This window comes from Mucilaginibacter sp. P2_D11 (assembly GCF_056404435.1).
Genome location: NZ_JBFUEA010000004.1, coordinates 390586 through 406813, shown reverse-complemented (window position 1 = coordinate 406813; position 16228 = coordinate 390586). Strand labels below are relative to the sequence as shown.

Annotated in this window: 11 protein-coding genes; 4 read left to right on the top strand and 7 right to left on the bottom strand. The window is 45.9% G+C overall.

The annotated features are described in order from the left end of the window. Positions 1–310: 310 nt before the first annotated feature. Complete coding sequence (locus AC1DXC_RS08435; RefSeq protein WP_477458706.1) at positions 311–1936, top strand: aminopeptidase P N-terminal domain-containing protein; 1626 nt, start codon at positions 311–313, stop codon at positions 1934–1936. Between the two features lie 193 nt (positions 1937–2129). Continuing rightward, on the top strand, positions 2130–4925 hold the full coding sequence (locus AC1DXC_RS08430; RefSeq protein WP_477458705.1) for a hypothetical protein: 2796 nt from the start codon (positions 2130–2132) through the stop codon (positions 4923–4925). 200 nt (positions 4926–5125) lie between these two features. On the opposite strand, the gene AC1DXC_RS08425 is transcribed toward AC1DXC_RS08430, so the two are convergent. From AC1DXC_RS08425 to AC1DXC_RS08410, 4 genes are all read right to left on the bottom strand, one after another. Then, positions 5126–5950 (bottom strand): RNA 2'-phosphotransferase, encoded by an 825-nt coding sequence (locus AC1DXC_RS08425; protein WP_477458704.1) that lies wholly within the window; start codon positions 5948–5950, stop codon positions 5126–5128. Between the two features lie 83 nt (positions 5951–6033). After that, the gene (gene rpsA / locus AC1DXC_RS08420) at positions 6034–8040 is read right to left on the bottom strand and encodes a 30S ribosomal protein S1 (protein WP_477458703.1); all 2007 of its coding nucleotides are present in this window, start codon (positions 8038–8040) and stop codon (positions 6034–6036) included. Between the two features lie 389 nt (positions 8041–8429). After that, on the bottom strand, positions 8430–8789 hold the full coding sequence (locus AC1DXC_RS08415) for a hypothetical protein (RefSeq protein ID WP_477458702.1): 360 nt from the start codon (positions 8787–8789) through the stop codon (positions 8430–8432). Positions 8790–8802: 13 nt separating this feature from the next. After that, positions 8803–9465, bottom strand: a complete 663-nt coding sequence (locus AC1DXC_RS08410) for an ACP phosphodiesterase (protein WP_477458701.1) — start codon at positions 9463–9465, stop codon at positions 8803–8805. Between the two features lie 194 nt (positions 9466–9659). On the opposite strand from AC1DXC_RS08410, the gene tyrS reads away from it, so the two are divergent. After that, positions 9660–10943: a tyrosine--tRNA ligase gene (tyrS, locus tag AC1DXC_RS08405; RefSeq protein ID WP_477458700.1), complete on the top strand. Its 1284-nt coding sequence runs from the start codon at positions 9660–9662 to the stop codon at positions 10941–10943. A 77-nt stretch (positions 10944–11020) separates the two neighbouring features. Here tyrS and AC1DXC_RS08400 read toward each other — a convergent pair whose 3' ends face one another. The 3 genes from AC1DXC_RS08400 to AC1DXC_RS08390 all read right to left on the bottom strand — a co-directional run bounded on the left by AC1DXC_RS08400 (position 11021) and on the right by AC1DXC_RS08390 (position 14815). Beyond that, on the bottom strand, positions 11021–11692 hold the full coding sequence (locus AC1DXC_RS08400; protein WP_477458699.1) for a PH domain-containing protein: 672 nt from the start codon (positions 11690–11692) through the stop codon (positions 11021–11023). 92 nt (positions 11693–11784) lie between these two features. Then, positions 11785–13758 carry a gliding motility-associated C-terminal domain-containing protein gene (locus tag AC1DXC_RS08395; RefSeq protein ID WP_477458698.1) on the bottom strand — a complete coding sequence of 658 codons (1974 nt, stop codon included), beginning with the start codon at positions 13756–13758 and terminating at the stop codon, positions 11785–11787. A gap of 70 nt (positions 13759–13828) precedes the next feature. Further along, the gene (locus AC1DXC_RS08390; protein WP_477458697.1) at positions 13829–14815 is read right to left on the bottom strand and encodes a LuxE/PaaK family acyltransferase; all 987 of its coding nucleotides are present in this window, start codon (positions 14813–14815) and stop codon (positions 13829–13831) included. A 686-nt stretch (positions 14816–15501) separates the two neighbouring features. On the opposite strand from AC1DXC_RS08390, the gene AC1DXC_RS08385 reads away from it, so the two are divergent. Continuing rightward, positions 15502–16182: a lipid-binding SYLF domain-containing protein gene (locus AC1DXC_RS08385; RefSeq protein ID WP_477458696.1), complete on the top strand. Its 681-nt coding sequence runs from the start codon at positions 15502–15504 to the stop codon at positions 16180–16182. The last annotated feature ends 46 nt before the right edge of the window (positions 16183–16228 follow it).

The window sequence follows — 16228 nt, the reverse complement described above, 5'->3', positions numbered from 1 at the left end:
ACTTGCGAGCGCAAAGGGCGCAAAGCTTTACTGACGGCAGATTAATAGCACGCAAAGGCTTTAACACCGATATTTTAAAACGTGGTTTTTTTGTTGTGGTATAACTTGTTTTCTTAACGGCGCGTAATAAATATAACCATTTGCAAAGCTTTGCGTTCTTTGCGCTTTTTCTTTGCGCCCTTTGCGGTAAATTATCACAGAAAAAAAATCATCACGTAACAATCCTCCAAATAAAAAACACATTCTTGTTACATTGTCCTCCCGATATTATATTTATCTTCATCCGTTATTTTCAACACATCACAATCAAATGAAACTGCTTTATAAAATTTCCTTAGCTGCCGCGCTTACCTGCACAGCTATTGCACCTGCCTTTTCGCAAACCGAGGTCATCGAAAGGCTCCCTACCGATTACCTGAGCAAGGAGTTCCATGCCGGCAGGCGCCAGGCCCTGCGCGATAAAATGCCCGCTAACTCCGTTGCGGTTATATTCGCTTTCCCGGAAGAGGTTTTCTCTAACGACGTAAACTACGTTTACCACCAAAACCCCGATCTTTATTACCTGAGCGGCTATAAAGAACCAAACGCCATGCTGCTGGTATTTAAAGATATGCAGGGTAGCGGCAACAACGCCTACAACGAAGTGCTATTTGTGCAGAAACGCGATGCCGCCCGCGAGCAGTGGACCGGCAAACGCTTAGGCGTTGAAGGCGCAAAAAATAAACTTGGCTTTAAAGATGCCTATAACAGCGCCGAATTTGCGGCCTTCGCCATCGACTTTAAAAAATTCGCTACTATTTTGTACGATGGCATCCCCGGCGATGTGGGTGCTGATGTATCTAAAGGCAGCCTGAGCGATCTGGTGAGCATTTTCAGAACCAAAGCCGGTATCAAGGATGCCGATAAAGGCCTGCTTGCAGATCTTACCCTCATTGCCCAACGCGGCACACCCAAAAATATAGACCGTATATTGACTTATTTGAAACCCAAGCTGGAACTTGATGCTTATAAAAATAACGCCCTGATACAGGCATTGGTGGCCAAACCCGATTCTGCAACCCTGGCCGATTTTAAAGCCAAGGTAGCGGCAGATATGGGCGGCACCGTACTTTACGATGATGCCCTAACCCAACTGCGCGGCGTAAAAACGCCCGAAGAACTGGCCCTTATCAAAAAAGCGGTACAGATAAGCAGCTTTGCCCATGCCGAAGCCATGCGCGCCGTAACCCCTGCAATGAGCGAGCGCGAACTGGAAGGCATTATGCTATACGTGCATAAAAAATACGGTGCCGAAGACGAGGGCTACCCACCAATAGTAGGTGCAGGCGGCAACGGCTGTATTTTACACTACGAAGAAAACAACGCCACAGCGGTACAAAACCAACTGGTACTGATGGATGTTGGTGCCGAATATCACGGTTACAGTGCCGACGTTACCCGTACCTTCCCGGCGAATGGCAAGTTTACCGAGGAGCAAAAGGCTATCTACCAGATTGTATATGATGCGCAGGAAGCGGTGTTCGCGCTGTGCAAGGCAGGCGTACCCTACTCGCAACTGGAACTTAAAACCCGCGAAGTGCTTGCCGCCGGCCTAATAAAACTGGGGCTGATAAAAACAGCATCCGAAGTGAGCAAATACTACCCGCACGGCGTATCGCACCACATAGGGCTTGATGTGCACGATAAAGGCGCTTACGGCGGCCCGCTGGAAGAAGGCATGGTAATCACCGTTGAGCCGGGCATTTACATCCCCGCAGGCAGCCCGTGCGACCGCAAATGGTGGAACATAGGCGTACGTATAGAAGACGATATACAGATAGGTAAAGATAAAGGCATCAACCTATCGGCAGATGCGCCACGCAGCTGGCAGGAGATAGAGAAGGTAGCCTTGCAAAAAAGCATCTTCGATGCGGCGAAATTCCCTGCCTTGAAGTAACCAGACTTGCGTTGGTTGTTAACCACAAAGTGCGCAAAGAAATTGCATAACCATTAGCCACAAAGGGCGCAAAGATTATTTTCTTCGTGCCCTTTGTGCTTTTTTACTTGGCGGGCTTTGCTGTTATAAAAAATCAAACCATTGATTTTCAAACGTTATTGCCTATATTTACCTAAATCATCTGCCTAAGCCCATGTTAAAACCGGGTACCTTTCTTTGTTTCATTAAAGCCACTTTTTGGGCGGCGTTTTGCCTCTGCGTTTTAGTAGGCCAGGCAGTTTTTGCCCAGTCTGCTAAATCAACCGATACCATACCCACCCTCAACCGGGTCGAAAAACTTTACCTGCAGTTCGACAGGCCGTATTATACCACCTTTGATACCATTTGGTTTAAAGCCAATTTATTCAACGCAACAACCTATACGCCATCGCGGTTAAGCAATAAAATATATATCGAACTCATTAACGATAGCAGTAAGGTTGTCAACCGTTTTGCCATCCCGTTGGTATCGGGATTGGGGCAGGGCCATATCGCCCTTCGCGAAAACATTGCCGATGGGCTTTACACCGTCCGCGCCTACACCAACTGGATGCAAAATTTTGGTAGCGACGTGTTTTTCAGCAAGCAATTTTATGTGGGCAAGCCATCTGCCCAGGGCGGCTGGTTAGTAAACGAGCAGCATACCATCACACAAAACACAAAAGGCAATGAGGTTAATCTTGCCTTGCAATTAAGCACCCTCACCCGGGCTATCATCCCCTACCGGGATATTGAATTAAGACTAACCGAAGGCAAAAAAACCATATTCAAGAACAATCTCCTCACCTCTGATGGTGGTAAAGCCACGGCTAATTTCATTCTGCCCGATAAAGCCGACACGCGTAAACTCGTACTTACCCTTACCGATAAAACCACCAAAAATAAGTATAGCTTCCCCTTTTACCCCGGCGGGCAAATGCAAAACATCGATCTGCAATTTATGCCAGAGGGTGGCAAATTGGTGGCAGGCCTTGCATCGCGCGTAGCGTTTAAAGCCATTGGCGAAGATGGTTTGGGGGTAAATGTGCGGGGCAAAGTTGTGGATAGCCATGGCAGCGAGGTTAGTACTTTTACCAGCACACATAAAGGGATGGGGATTTTTATGTTACTGCCGGCAGCAAATGAAACCTATTCAGCAAAATACGAGCTAAATGGCATTGTGCACACAGCCGCGTTGCCATTAGTTGCACCTGCAGGCTTAACGCTAAGAGCAGATAATCTGTCACTTGCCGATTCTATTTTAATCTCTGTAAGAGCAACGCCTGGGTTTGCGGCGCAAAATAAGTTATACAAACTAATGGTACAATCTGCAACCGACACTTATGTAGTAGTGCCGTTTAGCTTAAGTAAAGGGTATTGCAATATCCATTCGCCCAGGGATGGGCTAAGCTCAGGAATAGTCAGCTTTACCATACTTGATGACGCAGGGGCTCCCGTATGCCAACGAAGGATTTTTATTGATAACCACGACCGCCTTAACCTGGATGTTACAAGCAGCCAGCCGATACATCAGCCAAAAGATAGCGTCTCCCTCACCCTTCACGCGTGCGACCCCCGAGGCGCACCAATAATTGGCAGCTTCGCGGTTTCGGTAACAGACGATGCCTATATCAATGGTAAGGCGGGTACGGATAACATCGTTAACCATTTGTTGCTTACCTCGGAACTGAAAGGCTACGTAGAAGATGCCGCATGGTACCTCACAACTACTGATGCCGACAAAGCAGCAGCCTTAGATAATTTAATGCTTGCGCAAGGTTGGGCGGCTTACGATTGGGAAACTGTGCTGCAATCCACCAAACCGCCTAAATTTTTAGCCGAGCCTGATAATAGCCTGACCGGAAACCTGCGCAATCTTTTTAACAAACCCGTTAAAGATGCAAAGCTAAGCCTGTTTTCGATAAACAAAAAATACGGCCTTGTTTTATACGACACTGTTAGCAACGCACAGGGCGAGTTTACTTTCAGCAACCTGCCTGTGTTTGATACCATAGCATACACCTTAAGGGTTAACAACAAAAAAGGTAATGCATCTACCGCCGACATCTATTTAAACACTTTTACACCCGCCAAAGTTGAGGACGAAGGTATCCGCCCTATGCCCTGGTTTGTGCACCTTACAGATAGCCTGATGCTGGGCTATTTTAACCACCCGCAACACGCGCGTGTGCCTGGCATAGATATGAAGGAGATAAAAGGAACGCTGTTAAAAGAAGTAAATATAAAAGAACGAAAACCCTATGTAAAGGCCGGCGGGATGACAGGGTCCCTGGTAAAAGAAATAACCGAAGCAGAACTGGTGGAGGCCGGCAAGATGACGCTATATGACCTGCTATCGCACAAACTAAGCGGCTTTGGCCTTAGCGCCCTTTACAAAGAAGGCCTATTTTCAAAACCTACCATGCACGATAAGCCCGCTCTTGTCAAAGGTATAGATATGATATATGACATAATAGTAGACGGATTAGGGAGCAATGTGATGACCGGCTCAACGTCTACGATAGACATCCCCATAGGGAACCCGCAAGCCATGATAGACCTAATGCGCTACATAGGCGCAGATGATGTGAAGGATATTAAAATAGCCGACGGCCTAAGAACATTCATCACCGTTACCACACGCAGCGGCAATAGCTATTACACGCGCACATCGCCCAATGTAGTGGCCTTCAGGCCCATCCCCTATTGCTTGCCAAGGCAATTTTACAGGCCCCGCTATACGGTTAATAGCACCGCACCTATTGCCCCCCGCCCGACAGTACACTGGGAACCCAATTTAATCACCGACAAAAACGGCAAGGCAACGCTATCCTTTTACGCTGTAGATAAGCCGGGAACCTATACGGTTACTGTTGAAGGGACGGATATGAATGGGAATTTTGGATATCAAATGAGTAAGATAATTATCTCCCCACCGGTGGCGGCAGACAAAAACCGCATAACCAAATAACCTCCTGCCTAAAAACAGCACCTAAAGCCGGAAAGATTTAAATAGTTAATAATGAAAACGAACGCAATAACAATATTCGTAGCCGCCATTCTGGCCCTTATTTTCTGTACTATTTGCTTTTTCCTGCTCGCATTTTTCGGTGCCGACCGTATGAAATAACAAACCTAATTTCGGCAGGTAAAATACCCGGTAAAAAGAACTTAGAAATTGTGGTAGTCTTCTAAAAAATCGGTCGATAGCCAATCCTGAAAACTTTGATAATATCTGGTAGAAGGCCAGCGTACATCGGCTTCTATGCCCTTGCTCCATGTCAAATGCACTTTGTAAATTTCCTGGCTCTTTTTATCTATGAACAAACAATCATCCCGATCCACCCGCCGCATTATCGTCTTTAGGTTTTCGGTCTTCCCAAAAAGTAAGTGACCTCGGCCCACCTCCCGTTTTAACTCGTTGACCAGTTCAGGCTCATCCGGGCTTGTGCTATACCAAGGGCCAAATTGTAAATACTTAGCGGGCACTTCGTTAATCAGCCAAACATTATCACTTGTTTGATAAAAAGTATGTCCATCCTGGTGCAGCCACTCAGCATCAATTTCAAGCACAAGGGCTTTGCCATGCCTTTGGCCTACGGCTAAGGCGGCGTCATATTGAGAAGATAGATGTACAAACTGACGGTTCATAGCCTTTAATCCGTCATCTATTATAGCTTTCAAGTTTTTTATTGAAGTACCATGATAAAGCACCTCGGGAGGTGTAGCAGTTTTTTCGATGACAACTGGAATTGAATGTCCGTGGGTAGCTCTTATCTTTGTTTTAGATCCATCAAACTCCCATCGTATTTTATCGAATGAAGTGCTTAAAATAAACAGTTCGTCGGTTGATACTACGTGTCCGCCGCGCTTTAAGGCATCCAGTAATTCACCTATTTCCACCCATCCTAACTCATCTATAGCTAAATTACCGTCAGTTGGGTTATGTCGCAGCCAATAACTTATCAACCTGCTTATATCACTTTCCTTTTTCATTCTTAGCTCGAAGATAGAATTTTCATCATAAAAAAAGCCCTCCCGATTGCTCAGGAGGGCTTATATTTTAAACCTTAAGAGGATTAAACTTCTTCGGTTTCTTCTGTTTCGGCAGCAGCTTCAGGTTCAGCTTTTTTAGCCGGTGCAGCAGCAGGGGCCTTTTTAGCCGCTTTGCTTTCTGCGCCTTCCATTTGCTCTTTTAACTGAGCCAATACGCTAAGATCGCCTAAAGTTGATTTCTCTACAGATTCTTTCACTTTCTTCACCGCGTTGTTAGCAGATTTTGCTTCTTTCTTACGGTTTTCGAATTCCTGTACACGAGCATCAGCGCGAGCTTCTTCCCATATACGTGAGTGTGAAATAACGATACGTTTGTTCTCTTTGTTGAATTCGATGATCTTGAACTCAGCAGCTTCTTCTGCTTTTACAGGTTTGCCGTCATCTTTTATCAAATGCTTGGTTGGGGCAAAGCCTTCAACACCATAAGGTAAAGCAACGATAGCGCCTTTATCGGTTACTTTGATAACGGTACCTTCGTGTATCGAATCGATAGTGAAGATAGTTTCGAAAGTATCCCAAGGGTTTTCTTCAAGCTGTTTGTGGCCTAAGCTCAATTTGCGGTTATCGATATCAAGCTCTAATACAACCACGTTCAATTTTTCGCCAACCTTAGTAAATTCGTTAGGGTGGTTTACTTTTTTAGACCATGAAAGATCAGAGATGTGGATCAAACCGTCGATGCCGTCTTCCAGTTCAACAAACACGCCAAAGTTGGTCATGTTTTTAACTGTAGCAACGTGGGTAGTACCAATTGCATACCTGGTACCGGCATTTTGCCAAGGATCAGGAGTTAATTGTTTGATACCTAAGCTCATCTTGCGATCGTCGCGATCAAGGGTCAATACCTGAGCCTCAACCTCGTCGCCCACTTTCAGGAATTCCTGAGGGTTGCGCAGGTTTTGCGACCACGACATTTCTGATACGTGGATCAAACCTTCAACACCCGGGATAATTTCCAGGAACGCGCCGTAATCAGCAACGGTAACAATCCTACCTTTAACCTTAGAGCCGATAACTAAATCAGTATCAAGCGATTGCCAAGGGTGCGGGGTAAGTTGTTTCAAGCCTAAAGCGATACGTTTTTTCTCGTCATCGAAATCAAGCACAACAACGTTGATTTTTTGATCCAATGCCAATACTTCACGTGGGTGCTCTATGCGGCCCCAAGATATATCGGTAATGTGCAGCAAGCCGTCTACGCCACCAAGGTCGATGAATACACCGAAATCGGTAATGTTTTTAACGGTACCTTCCAATACCTGGCCTTTTTCAAGCTTAGCAACGATTTCTGTTTTTTGGTTTTCCAAATCGTCTTCGATAAGCACTTTGTGCGACACCACAACGTTTTTAAACTCGTGGTTTATCTTAACAACTTTGAATTCCATTGTTTTGCCCACGTAAACATCATAATCCCTGATAGGTTTGATGTCGATTTGTGAACCTGGTAAAAAGGCTTCAACGCCCATTATGTCAACAATTAAACCACCTTTAGTACGGCTTTTTACAAAACCGGTGATGATTTCATCGTTATCCAGAGCCGAATTAATACGCTCCCATGATTTTTGTGTTTTAGCACGTTTGCGCGATAATACTAACTGACCGTTAGCATCTTCCTGCGACTCAACGAATACTTCAACCGTATCGCCGATTTTCAGATCGGGCGTATCACGGAATTCAGAAACCGATACCAAACCGTCAGATTTGAAGCCGATGTTCAAAACAACGTCTTTGCTGTTGATATTTACAACGGTACCTGTGATAATTTCGCCTTTGGTGATAGAACTGAAAGTACCATCATACAATTTCTCTAATTTCTCACGGTCGCTATCGCTGTAGTTACCAAATTTTTTGTCGTCTGCATCCCAGTCGAAATCCTCCAGAGGTGCAACTGCGATTTTAGATTTGATTTCTTCGATTGATATCGAATCAGCTTCTGATTCAATAGTTTCTTTTTCTGCCGAGGCTGTAACTGTACCCAGTTCAGCTTCTTTAGCTTTTAATTCTTTTTCTGCTTCTTGTTTTTTTGCCATTAATAAATTTTACTCCTTTTTCCCAACACTCGTTTGGGACTGCAAAGGTACGGATATAATTTTTATAGATAAAAATATTTTTATTGTTAAATATTGATTTTTAGGCGGTTTTTGCAGATAATTTCACGTGAACCAAAATGGTTTTAGGGATTGGGTTGTGAAGTTGAACGATTTTGAAGATTTTAAGATGAGTTCACCCTAAGTATCTAAAAGTTATGGCGTTGCCTGCGGCCCGCGCTATCCGTTGCAATTCCTCATTCCGCGCCGCTGATAGAAGCGCCGCTTCATTCCGGGGTTTCCACTACTATCGCTAACGCAGCTTACCGGTAAAGATTTGACAACTTTTTAAAAAAAGTTCGGTGTTGAGAATTAAAAAGGCGTAGTAAAATTTATTTGTTATCAATAAAGGCATCCTTACAGGCAATGATAAGCTCGCGCTTATCATAATGGAGGCCATCTGTCAGTACAAGTTCGATATAGTCTTTGGGATATAATCCAACTTGTTGGGCATAAAACCAATACTTGACACCTGCTAATTCATTAATGTCAAAATAAGTTACCTCTTTGCCCACTAAACCTCTATCGTGAAAACCTAATACTCCCGTGCAAAGAATACGGTGACGCAACTTCCTATCATTACCGTCCTCCGTGAGGTACAATACAAGGCTGCCGTCGTTAAAATACTGAAATCCCGAAATAAAAACAGTACCCAGTTCACCCCACTCCGCCTTAAATTTCTCAATATCCATACTTATGCAATAGTTACAGTTTCTCCCCTATCTCCTCATATATCTCCATAAAACTATCCAACAAACCCAGGCGGTAGGCTAATACCACTTCGGTCATAGCAGTTTCGTGCCCGGGCGTAAAAGGATCGCGCCATACGCGCATGCAGATGCGTTTGAGGGCATAGGTTACCTGGCTAAGGTTGGCATAAGTGTGCAGGTACCGGCTTCTTTTGAACTCAGCGTAAAACTTCCCGAATATCGCAGGGTTCTTCATGCCCGCGAAAGCCAGGAACTCGTTGATGACTTCGATATCGCAGCTATCCAGATGGCCATAAAAATCATCTACCACTATTTTATTGGTAGTAATGAGTAGGTTATCCAGTATCAACTCAATGGTAATATGCCCCAGAAAGAATGGCTTTACGGGCGAGCCGGCAATGGCAGGGGCAAGCAGATTCTTAAGCGCGTGAGAATGAAGCAAAAAGAATTCCGACGAATGGAAGTACTTATCAACCAGCAGGTGCTTGTTCCAGCCTTGTATAATAGAGTTTATCTGCGGGTTGCTATGCACCAGTTTTTCAGGGTGCAACACGATGGTTTTATCGGCATTTTTCAAGAGATCGGGCAATACAGTACCTAAGGTAAAGTAGCAATTATGCGTATCCTTATCGAAGTAATAATGCGACAAAAAGTTCATGAGCGAGGGCTAAAATATTACGTCATCAGCAAGAAACGAAAAATTCGGCACATAAAAAAGGCTTTACACAGATGTAATGGCAATATCACCCTGCGTTTACACGGGCAAAAAGCCTGAATTACATTTACGCGCAAAAGATAAACTGCTATCTTTGCCGTCCCGATAGCTATCGGGATTGATAACATACACACAACATGAATTTTGTAGAAGAATTACGCTGGCGCGGCATGCTGCACGATATAATGCCCGGGACTGAAGAATTACTGAATAAAGGGATGGTTTCCGGCTATATCGGTTTCGACCCAACGGCCGATTCGTTGCACGTAGGCAGCCTGGCGCAGATAATGACGTTGATACACTTCCAGCGTGCCGGCCATAAGCCTTATGCATTGGTAGGCGGCGCAACCGGCATGGTAGGCGATCCATCGGGCAAATCTGCCGAACGTAACCTGCTGAGCGAAGAAGACCTACAACACAACCTCAACGGCATTAAAAGCCAATTGGAGAAATTCCTCGATTTCGGCAGCGGCGAAAACAGCGCCCAGATGGTAAACAACTACGATTGGTTCAAAGGCTTCGATTTCCTCAACTTCATCCGCGATGTAGGCAAGCATATTACCGTTAATTACATGATGGCCAAAGATTCGGTAAAGAAAAGGCTGGAAGGCGAAACAGGCATGTCGTTCACCGAGTTTTCCTACCAATTGGTGCAAGGCTACGATTTTTACTACCTCTGGAAAAATAAAAACTGCGCACTGCAAATGGGCGGTAGCGACCAGTGGGGCAACATCGTAACCGGTACCGAACTGATACGCCGCAAAGGTCGCGGCGAAGCGTTTGCACTAACCACACAACTCATCAAAAAATCCGACGGCACTAAATTCGGAAAATCCGAAGGGGGCAACATCTGGCTAGATCCGGCAAAAACATCGCCTTACCAGTTTTACCAGTTTTGGCTAAACACCGGCGACGACGACGCCAAATCATACATCAGGATATTTACGCTATTCGATAAGGAAACCATCGAAGCTATAGAGGCTGAGCATGATGCAGCCCCCCACCTGCGCACGCTGCAAAAGGCCCTGGCGAAAGATATCACCCTGCGCGTGCATGGCGAAGCGGGTTTCTTAAAGGCTATTAAATCAACCGAGTTTTTGTTCGGCAATACAGGAATCGAGTTCTTAAGTGAACTTAACGACGACGAAGTGCTGGCGATATTCAGCGGCGTACCCAACTTCACCATCAGCACGGCTGAGCTGGAAGGCGGCGTGCCCGTAACCGATTTACTGGCAGCAAAGACGACAATTTTCCCATCAAAAGGCGAAGCCAAGAAAATGATACAGGGCGGCGGCGTTGCCATAAACAAAGAAAAAGTTGGCACGCCGGATGATATTTATAGTACTGCTAACCTTATCAATAACAAATACTTAGTAGTACAAAAAGGAAAGAGGAATTATTTTTTGATTGTTGCTGAATAATCGCAGTCCTACTAAAGCAAAAGCCCTAGGCAGTAACAACTGTTTAGGGCTTTTATATTTTATGGCAATAAAGCGAATTAAAAATCGCTCAGTAAATCCAGCTTCTTGGCGTTATACTCTTCCTGCGATATCAACCCATTCTCAAAAAGCGTCTTTAGCCTCTTCAACTTCTCGGTCAACTCATCCTTTTTAGGCTCTTCCTGTGCAACAGATGCAGGCGGCGGGGTGGGCACAGGTGCCGGAGCCGCAACAGGCGGCTGATATACCGGCGCAGCGGGCTGAAAAGCAAGCGGCGCCGCTTGTTCTATCTGCATCGAACCAGATTCGGCGCGTTTTTCTTCCAGATCGCGCAGGCGACGGGCTTCGCGTTCGGCTTCTTTCCGTTCCTGTGCATATTGGTACAGTTTACGGGCTTGTACTTTGGGCAGGTAATCCACACCCATTTCGGCACCATTGGTTGTTTTTACGCTGAATATGGCGCCTATTATTTCTTCGCGGGTGTAAACATCTACGATGTCCTTCCATACAAAATCAACGAATTTGATGGATAGCCCCAGGTTTGCCGGGGTAAAAAACAAGATACGCTTGTTGGTAAGCGCAATACAATCGGGGAACAGGTTCACTATCGGTTTCTTTTGCACCGCTATGTATAATATCTCCTCGCCGGTAGACAGCAAATCTACCAGGCGGCCGTAAATACGTTCAACGGCTTTGGGGTCTTGTTCTTCCTTTAAGAATTTCTCTATCATGATGATGGTTGATATTTTGTATCGGCGGCAAAAATAACAATAATATACCGCTTGTAAATATACGCTTTATACCGAAAAAAACTTCCGGCATGTTACCTCAACAAGGTAATGTATGTTTTAAGCATATGGCTCAACCCATCGCCCATGGTGTACTTGGCAACCAGATAATATACGCCTGCTGATGCCGGCTTGCCCCTATAATTGCCATCCCAGCCACCATTAAGGTTTCTCGAATGGAAATATTGCTCGCCCCAGCGGTTGTATATAAAGTACTCAATGCCAATTGGATTACTGTTTGGGTCGGGCCTGAAAGCATCATTCACGCCATCGCCGTTGGGCGTAAAGGTGTTGGGGAAGGTAACCATATCGCAGCGGTCCTGCCCTATGGTTACGTCCAGTTCGTCTAATATACAGCCCTCTGCAGTCAATACTGTGAAATGGTTGCTTCCCGGCACTAATCCTTTTATGGTTTGGCTTATGGCGTACACATCTGCCCCATGCTTTATTTTAGTTGCCCCTTTTAAATCCCCTGCGGCAATAAAGGTTATCTGCCCCAGTGCGGTACAAACCGCGTTCCGCACGATATAAGTTAGGGCAGGTTTGTTTATGGCCGAAATTGCAGGAACCAATACCTGCTGCTCTTTGCGGTCGCCGCCGGATGAAGTCACCACCAGCGTATAAGTCCCCGGCGGCACATTGGCAAAGGAATTGCTCAAACCTGTAACGCCATTGAGCGAATAGGTGTAAGTATCGGGGTGCGGAGCGGTAATAACAGTCACGTTGGCGTTGGCGTAATTGATGCATTCCTGCAAAAACTGTACGCCGGTAATTTCTATGAGCGGGCAAATATCCTGTTCCAGCACGTAATCCTTTTCATCAATAAGGCAGCCATTTTTGTTGATAATGGTAAAATGGTAGCTGCCGGCTGCCAGCCCCGTAAACTTATGCCCAAACTCGTAAACCGCGTTGTTGTACTGAATGGCATAGGTGGTGTTGCCGCTTGCTGTATTGAGGGTAATCTCCCCAGGCACATCGCATACCGCGTTCTTTTTAACGATGCTGATTACCGGATTGTTCAGGCTGTAATCGGGGATTACAAAGTCGGTTTCGACAGGCAACTCGCCACCGTTAGACGTAATGGTAAGACGGTAACTGCCCGGCGCAAGCGGGGTAATGATGCCCGAGGTATTGCTTTGCCCGGTATTGAGGGTATAGGTGTATTCGCTGGTGTGCGGCTTGCATATCACCTCTATGATGCCTTTATTTATCGCTCGGCATTCCTGGTTTATTTTAAGTTCCTGCAGGTCTATCACGGGCACTATGCCATTTTCAGTACTGCTGGCTGCGTCATAAACGGTGAAAGGTAGGGTGCCGATAATGCCTTTTACGTTTTGGGCATCCATGTCCAACTCCAGCAGGTCGGTGCCGGATGTAAAGCTGCCGGCGAGTGCATATACTTTAACTACGCCATTCTTAAGCACTGTAGCCAAGCCGTATAAAGAGCGATTAGGAATAGGGATATAAAGGCTCGCGGAAGCAGGATTTCCAAGGGGTATTTTCACAATACCCTCATACGCGGCCATATATAACTCATCTTTATAAAACATCAGGTCGCCTGCCGATTGGAAAGGCATATCGCCTAAATAAACCGCTGCCGATGCACCTGGTGCGAATGAGTACAGCTGACCACCAGCCGCATAATACACCACGCCATCTTTGTCGACCGTGAGCGAATTGGCGGGCACAGTTATAGGCAGAGAGATACAGTCGCTTACCGATGGTGTACTGCCATCGGTAAGGGTAGCCTTCATCAAAGTGCTATAGGTAAGGTTATAATAAAGCGTATTTTGATAAATGGCTATAGAGAAATAACCATTGCCGCATCCGGTTACATCCTGAGTTACCAGACCGTTGCCTGTTATGGTAACCCGTTTAAGCTCCTGGTTGCTGGTATTTACATAAAAAGTTTGGCTATAGGCCGCGGCGACGATGCACAATAGCATCGCGCACAAAACGATTGCCTTTTTAATTAGCGGGTTTATCACAGGCGACAAGTTCAGGGACATAAATATGCTGTAAGATACTATTTTGAAAAGACGCCTGCAATACATAGGCACCATTACGTGCATTGACGGGCTAACCCACCAATAAGTTACAACCACGGATGTCGGAATTATCGAAACGGCCCAAAACCTCAAAAGAACCATCGGCATACACCTTGCCCAAATCTTGCGTGGCTATGAACGAGCAGGAATTGATGTTGGCCAGATCGATAATGTTTACGCCACCTGTTTTGCCATCGCCAACCATTGTAAATGGGTCGTTGGTATCGCGGGTGATAACCTTCATCCAGGGCGGGCAATTAAATATCCCCTCCCCTTTGGAGTACGCTTGCGACAGCAGCTCCGTCATCCCATATTCGGAATGGATGGCGCTTACGCCGAAACCTGCGCAAAGCATGGTATGCAGTTCCTCGCGTATCATCTCTTTACGCCGGCCTTTCATGCCCCCAGTCTCCATAACGATAAGGCCCGGGAAATCTATTTGATATTGCTCCACAAAATCCAGCAGGGCAAAGGTTACGCCGATAAGCAGCGTTGGCTTATGGGTGGCTTTCTGTTTTTGAAGTATAGCGTGAAGCTCGGCATGGTTGTACAGGAAAAAGCCGCTATCCGGGTAGGTCGATTGCGTTATCATATCCTGCGCCATATAAATAAGCGAGGAGCCCTCACGCTCCAGGTAGGCCGGCAACAGGGCAAGCACGGTATAATCTGTAATGTCTCCGTAGAATAAGTTGAAGGCTAGCCTAAAGCTTTGCACATACCAGCTTACATCGGTAACGGCGTGGCTGCTGGTAACCATGCCGGTAGTACCCGAGCTGGTGAATACCACTTCTGCTTCTGCATCACCCGTAACAACCCGGTGCGATTTAAAGAACTCCACCGGCATAAAGGGTATTTGCCCCAGCTCAAAAACCAGCACGGGGTCTATTCTCAGGCCATCTATAAACGCATTGTAAACCGCACAATTTGCCGCCTGATACCTGAATACCTGCAAGGCAGCTTCCTTGAATGAGGCTTGGTTATTTAAAGTGAATATGGTTTCTTTACCCGGCTTGATCATGCTTTTGCAAAGATAAGGAAGATGCGTCAGATGTGCGGATTTCAGATTCCAGATATGCAGATGACGCATGTTGGCGCGCAGTGATTGTCCAGTTTTATTTTATAGAAATTCTGGACAAATCCTGTAAAATCGGGGTGGGCCCGGAAAGGCTGACCCACCGTGATGTCGCCCTGCCACAGGCTTAAACTTGTTGAAACGTCGCTGAAAAACCGCGTTTTTCTGTGTTTTTCTGTGTTTTTCGGAATTTTTTATGGGTTTTTCTGTAAAAGTATAAAAGGGCGAAATTTGCATCGAATGGCTGTTTTGGCTAAATGCCGCCTGTACGGCCTCAAAAATAATTCCAGCTTTTTCTAACTTTTCGACACTTTTCTAAGCTGATTTTCCAGAAAATTCCAGGCGGGAAAACATCTCGATGTGCAGATTTCAGATGTGCAAATATGCAGATTTGGAATACGGCAGATGTTTCAAATGTACCTGCAACTTACCTACATCTGCATATCTATCGGTTTCTGCAATCTGCCGACGTCTGCACATTTGAATCTGCAATCCGCCAGCATTTGCACATCTGAAATCTGCACATCTGCACATCCGCCAGCATTTGCACATCTCCCGGGTGTAACAAATCGGCCATTTTTGAGTTATTATAGCTAAAGACAATCAATAATTACACATCATTCTTATCTATCATGAAAGCTATTAAATTTTTAAGATTGCCGCTTCTCTTAAGCGCATTCTTCATACTGGCATCGGCCAAACCGGTTTCTACCGAAAAAGGCCTCGAGAAGATACACCAGGCTACTAATGTATTGAAAGCCTTCGGCGAGATGAAAGAAAGCATCCCGAGCGACTTGCTTAAGGAGTACGAGGGCATCGTTATCGTACCGAAACTTATCAACGCCGGTTTTGGCATAGGCGGCAAACGCGGACAGGGCCTGGCTATGGTAAAACTGCCCGGCGGCAAATGGAGCGACCCGGTATTCGTTACCCTTACGGGCGGCAGCTTCGGTTTTCAAATTGGCGTACAATCGGTTGACCTTGTTTTGGTTTTCAAGAACAAAGGCGTGCTTACCAAAGTTAAAAACGGCGATTTCACCATCGGCGGCGATATTTCTGCTGCTGCCGGCCCGGTTGGCCGCAGCTCTACTGCCAGCACAGATCATAAGCTGGAAGCCGAAATCTACTCTTATTCGCGCAGCAAAGGTCTGTTTGCCGGCATCAGCGTAAACGGATCGAACCTGGCCATTAATAAAAGCCTTAACGCCGATTTTTATGGCGAGGGCGTTACTTCGGCACAGATTTTCGAACGTGCTACCAGCACCGAAAGTGCCATCGCCGAGTTGAAAACCACATTGAATTCGTTTGAATAAGCAACCATATTCTAAAACGGAAACGCCCTGGTGAAAGCCGGGGCGT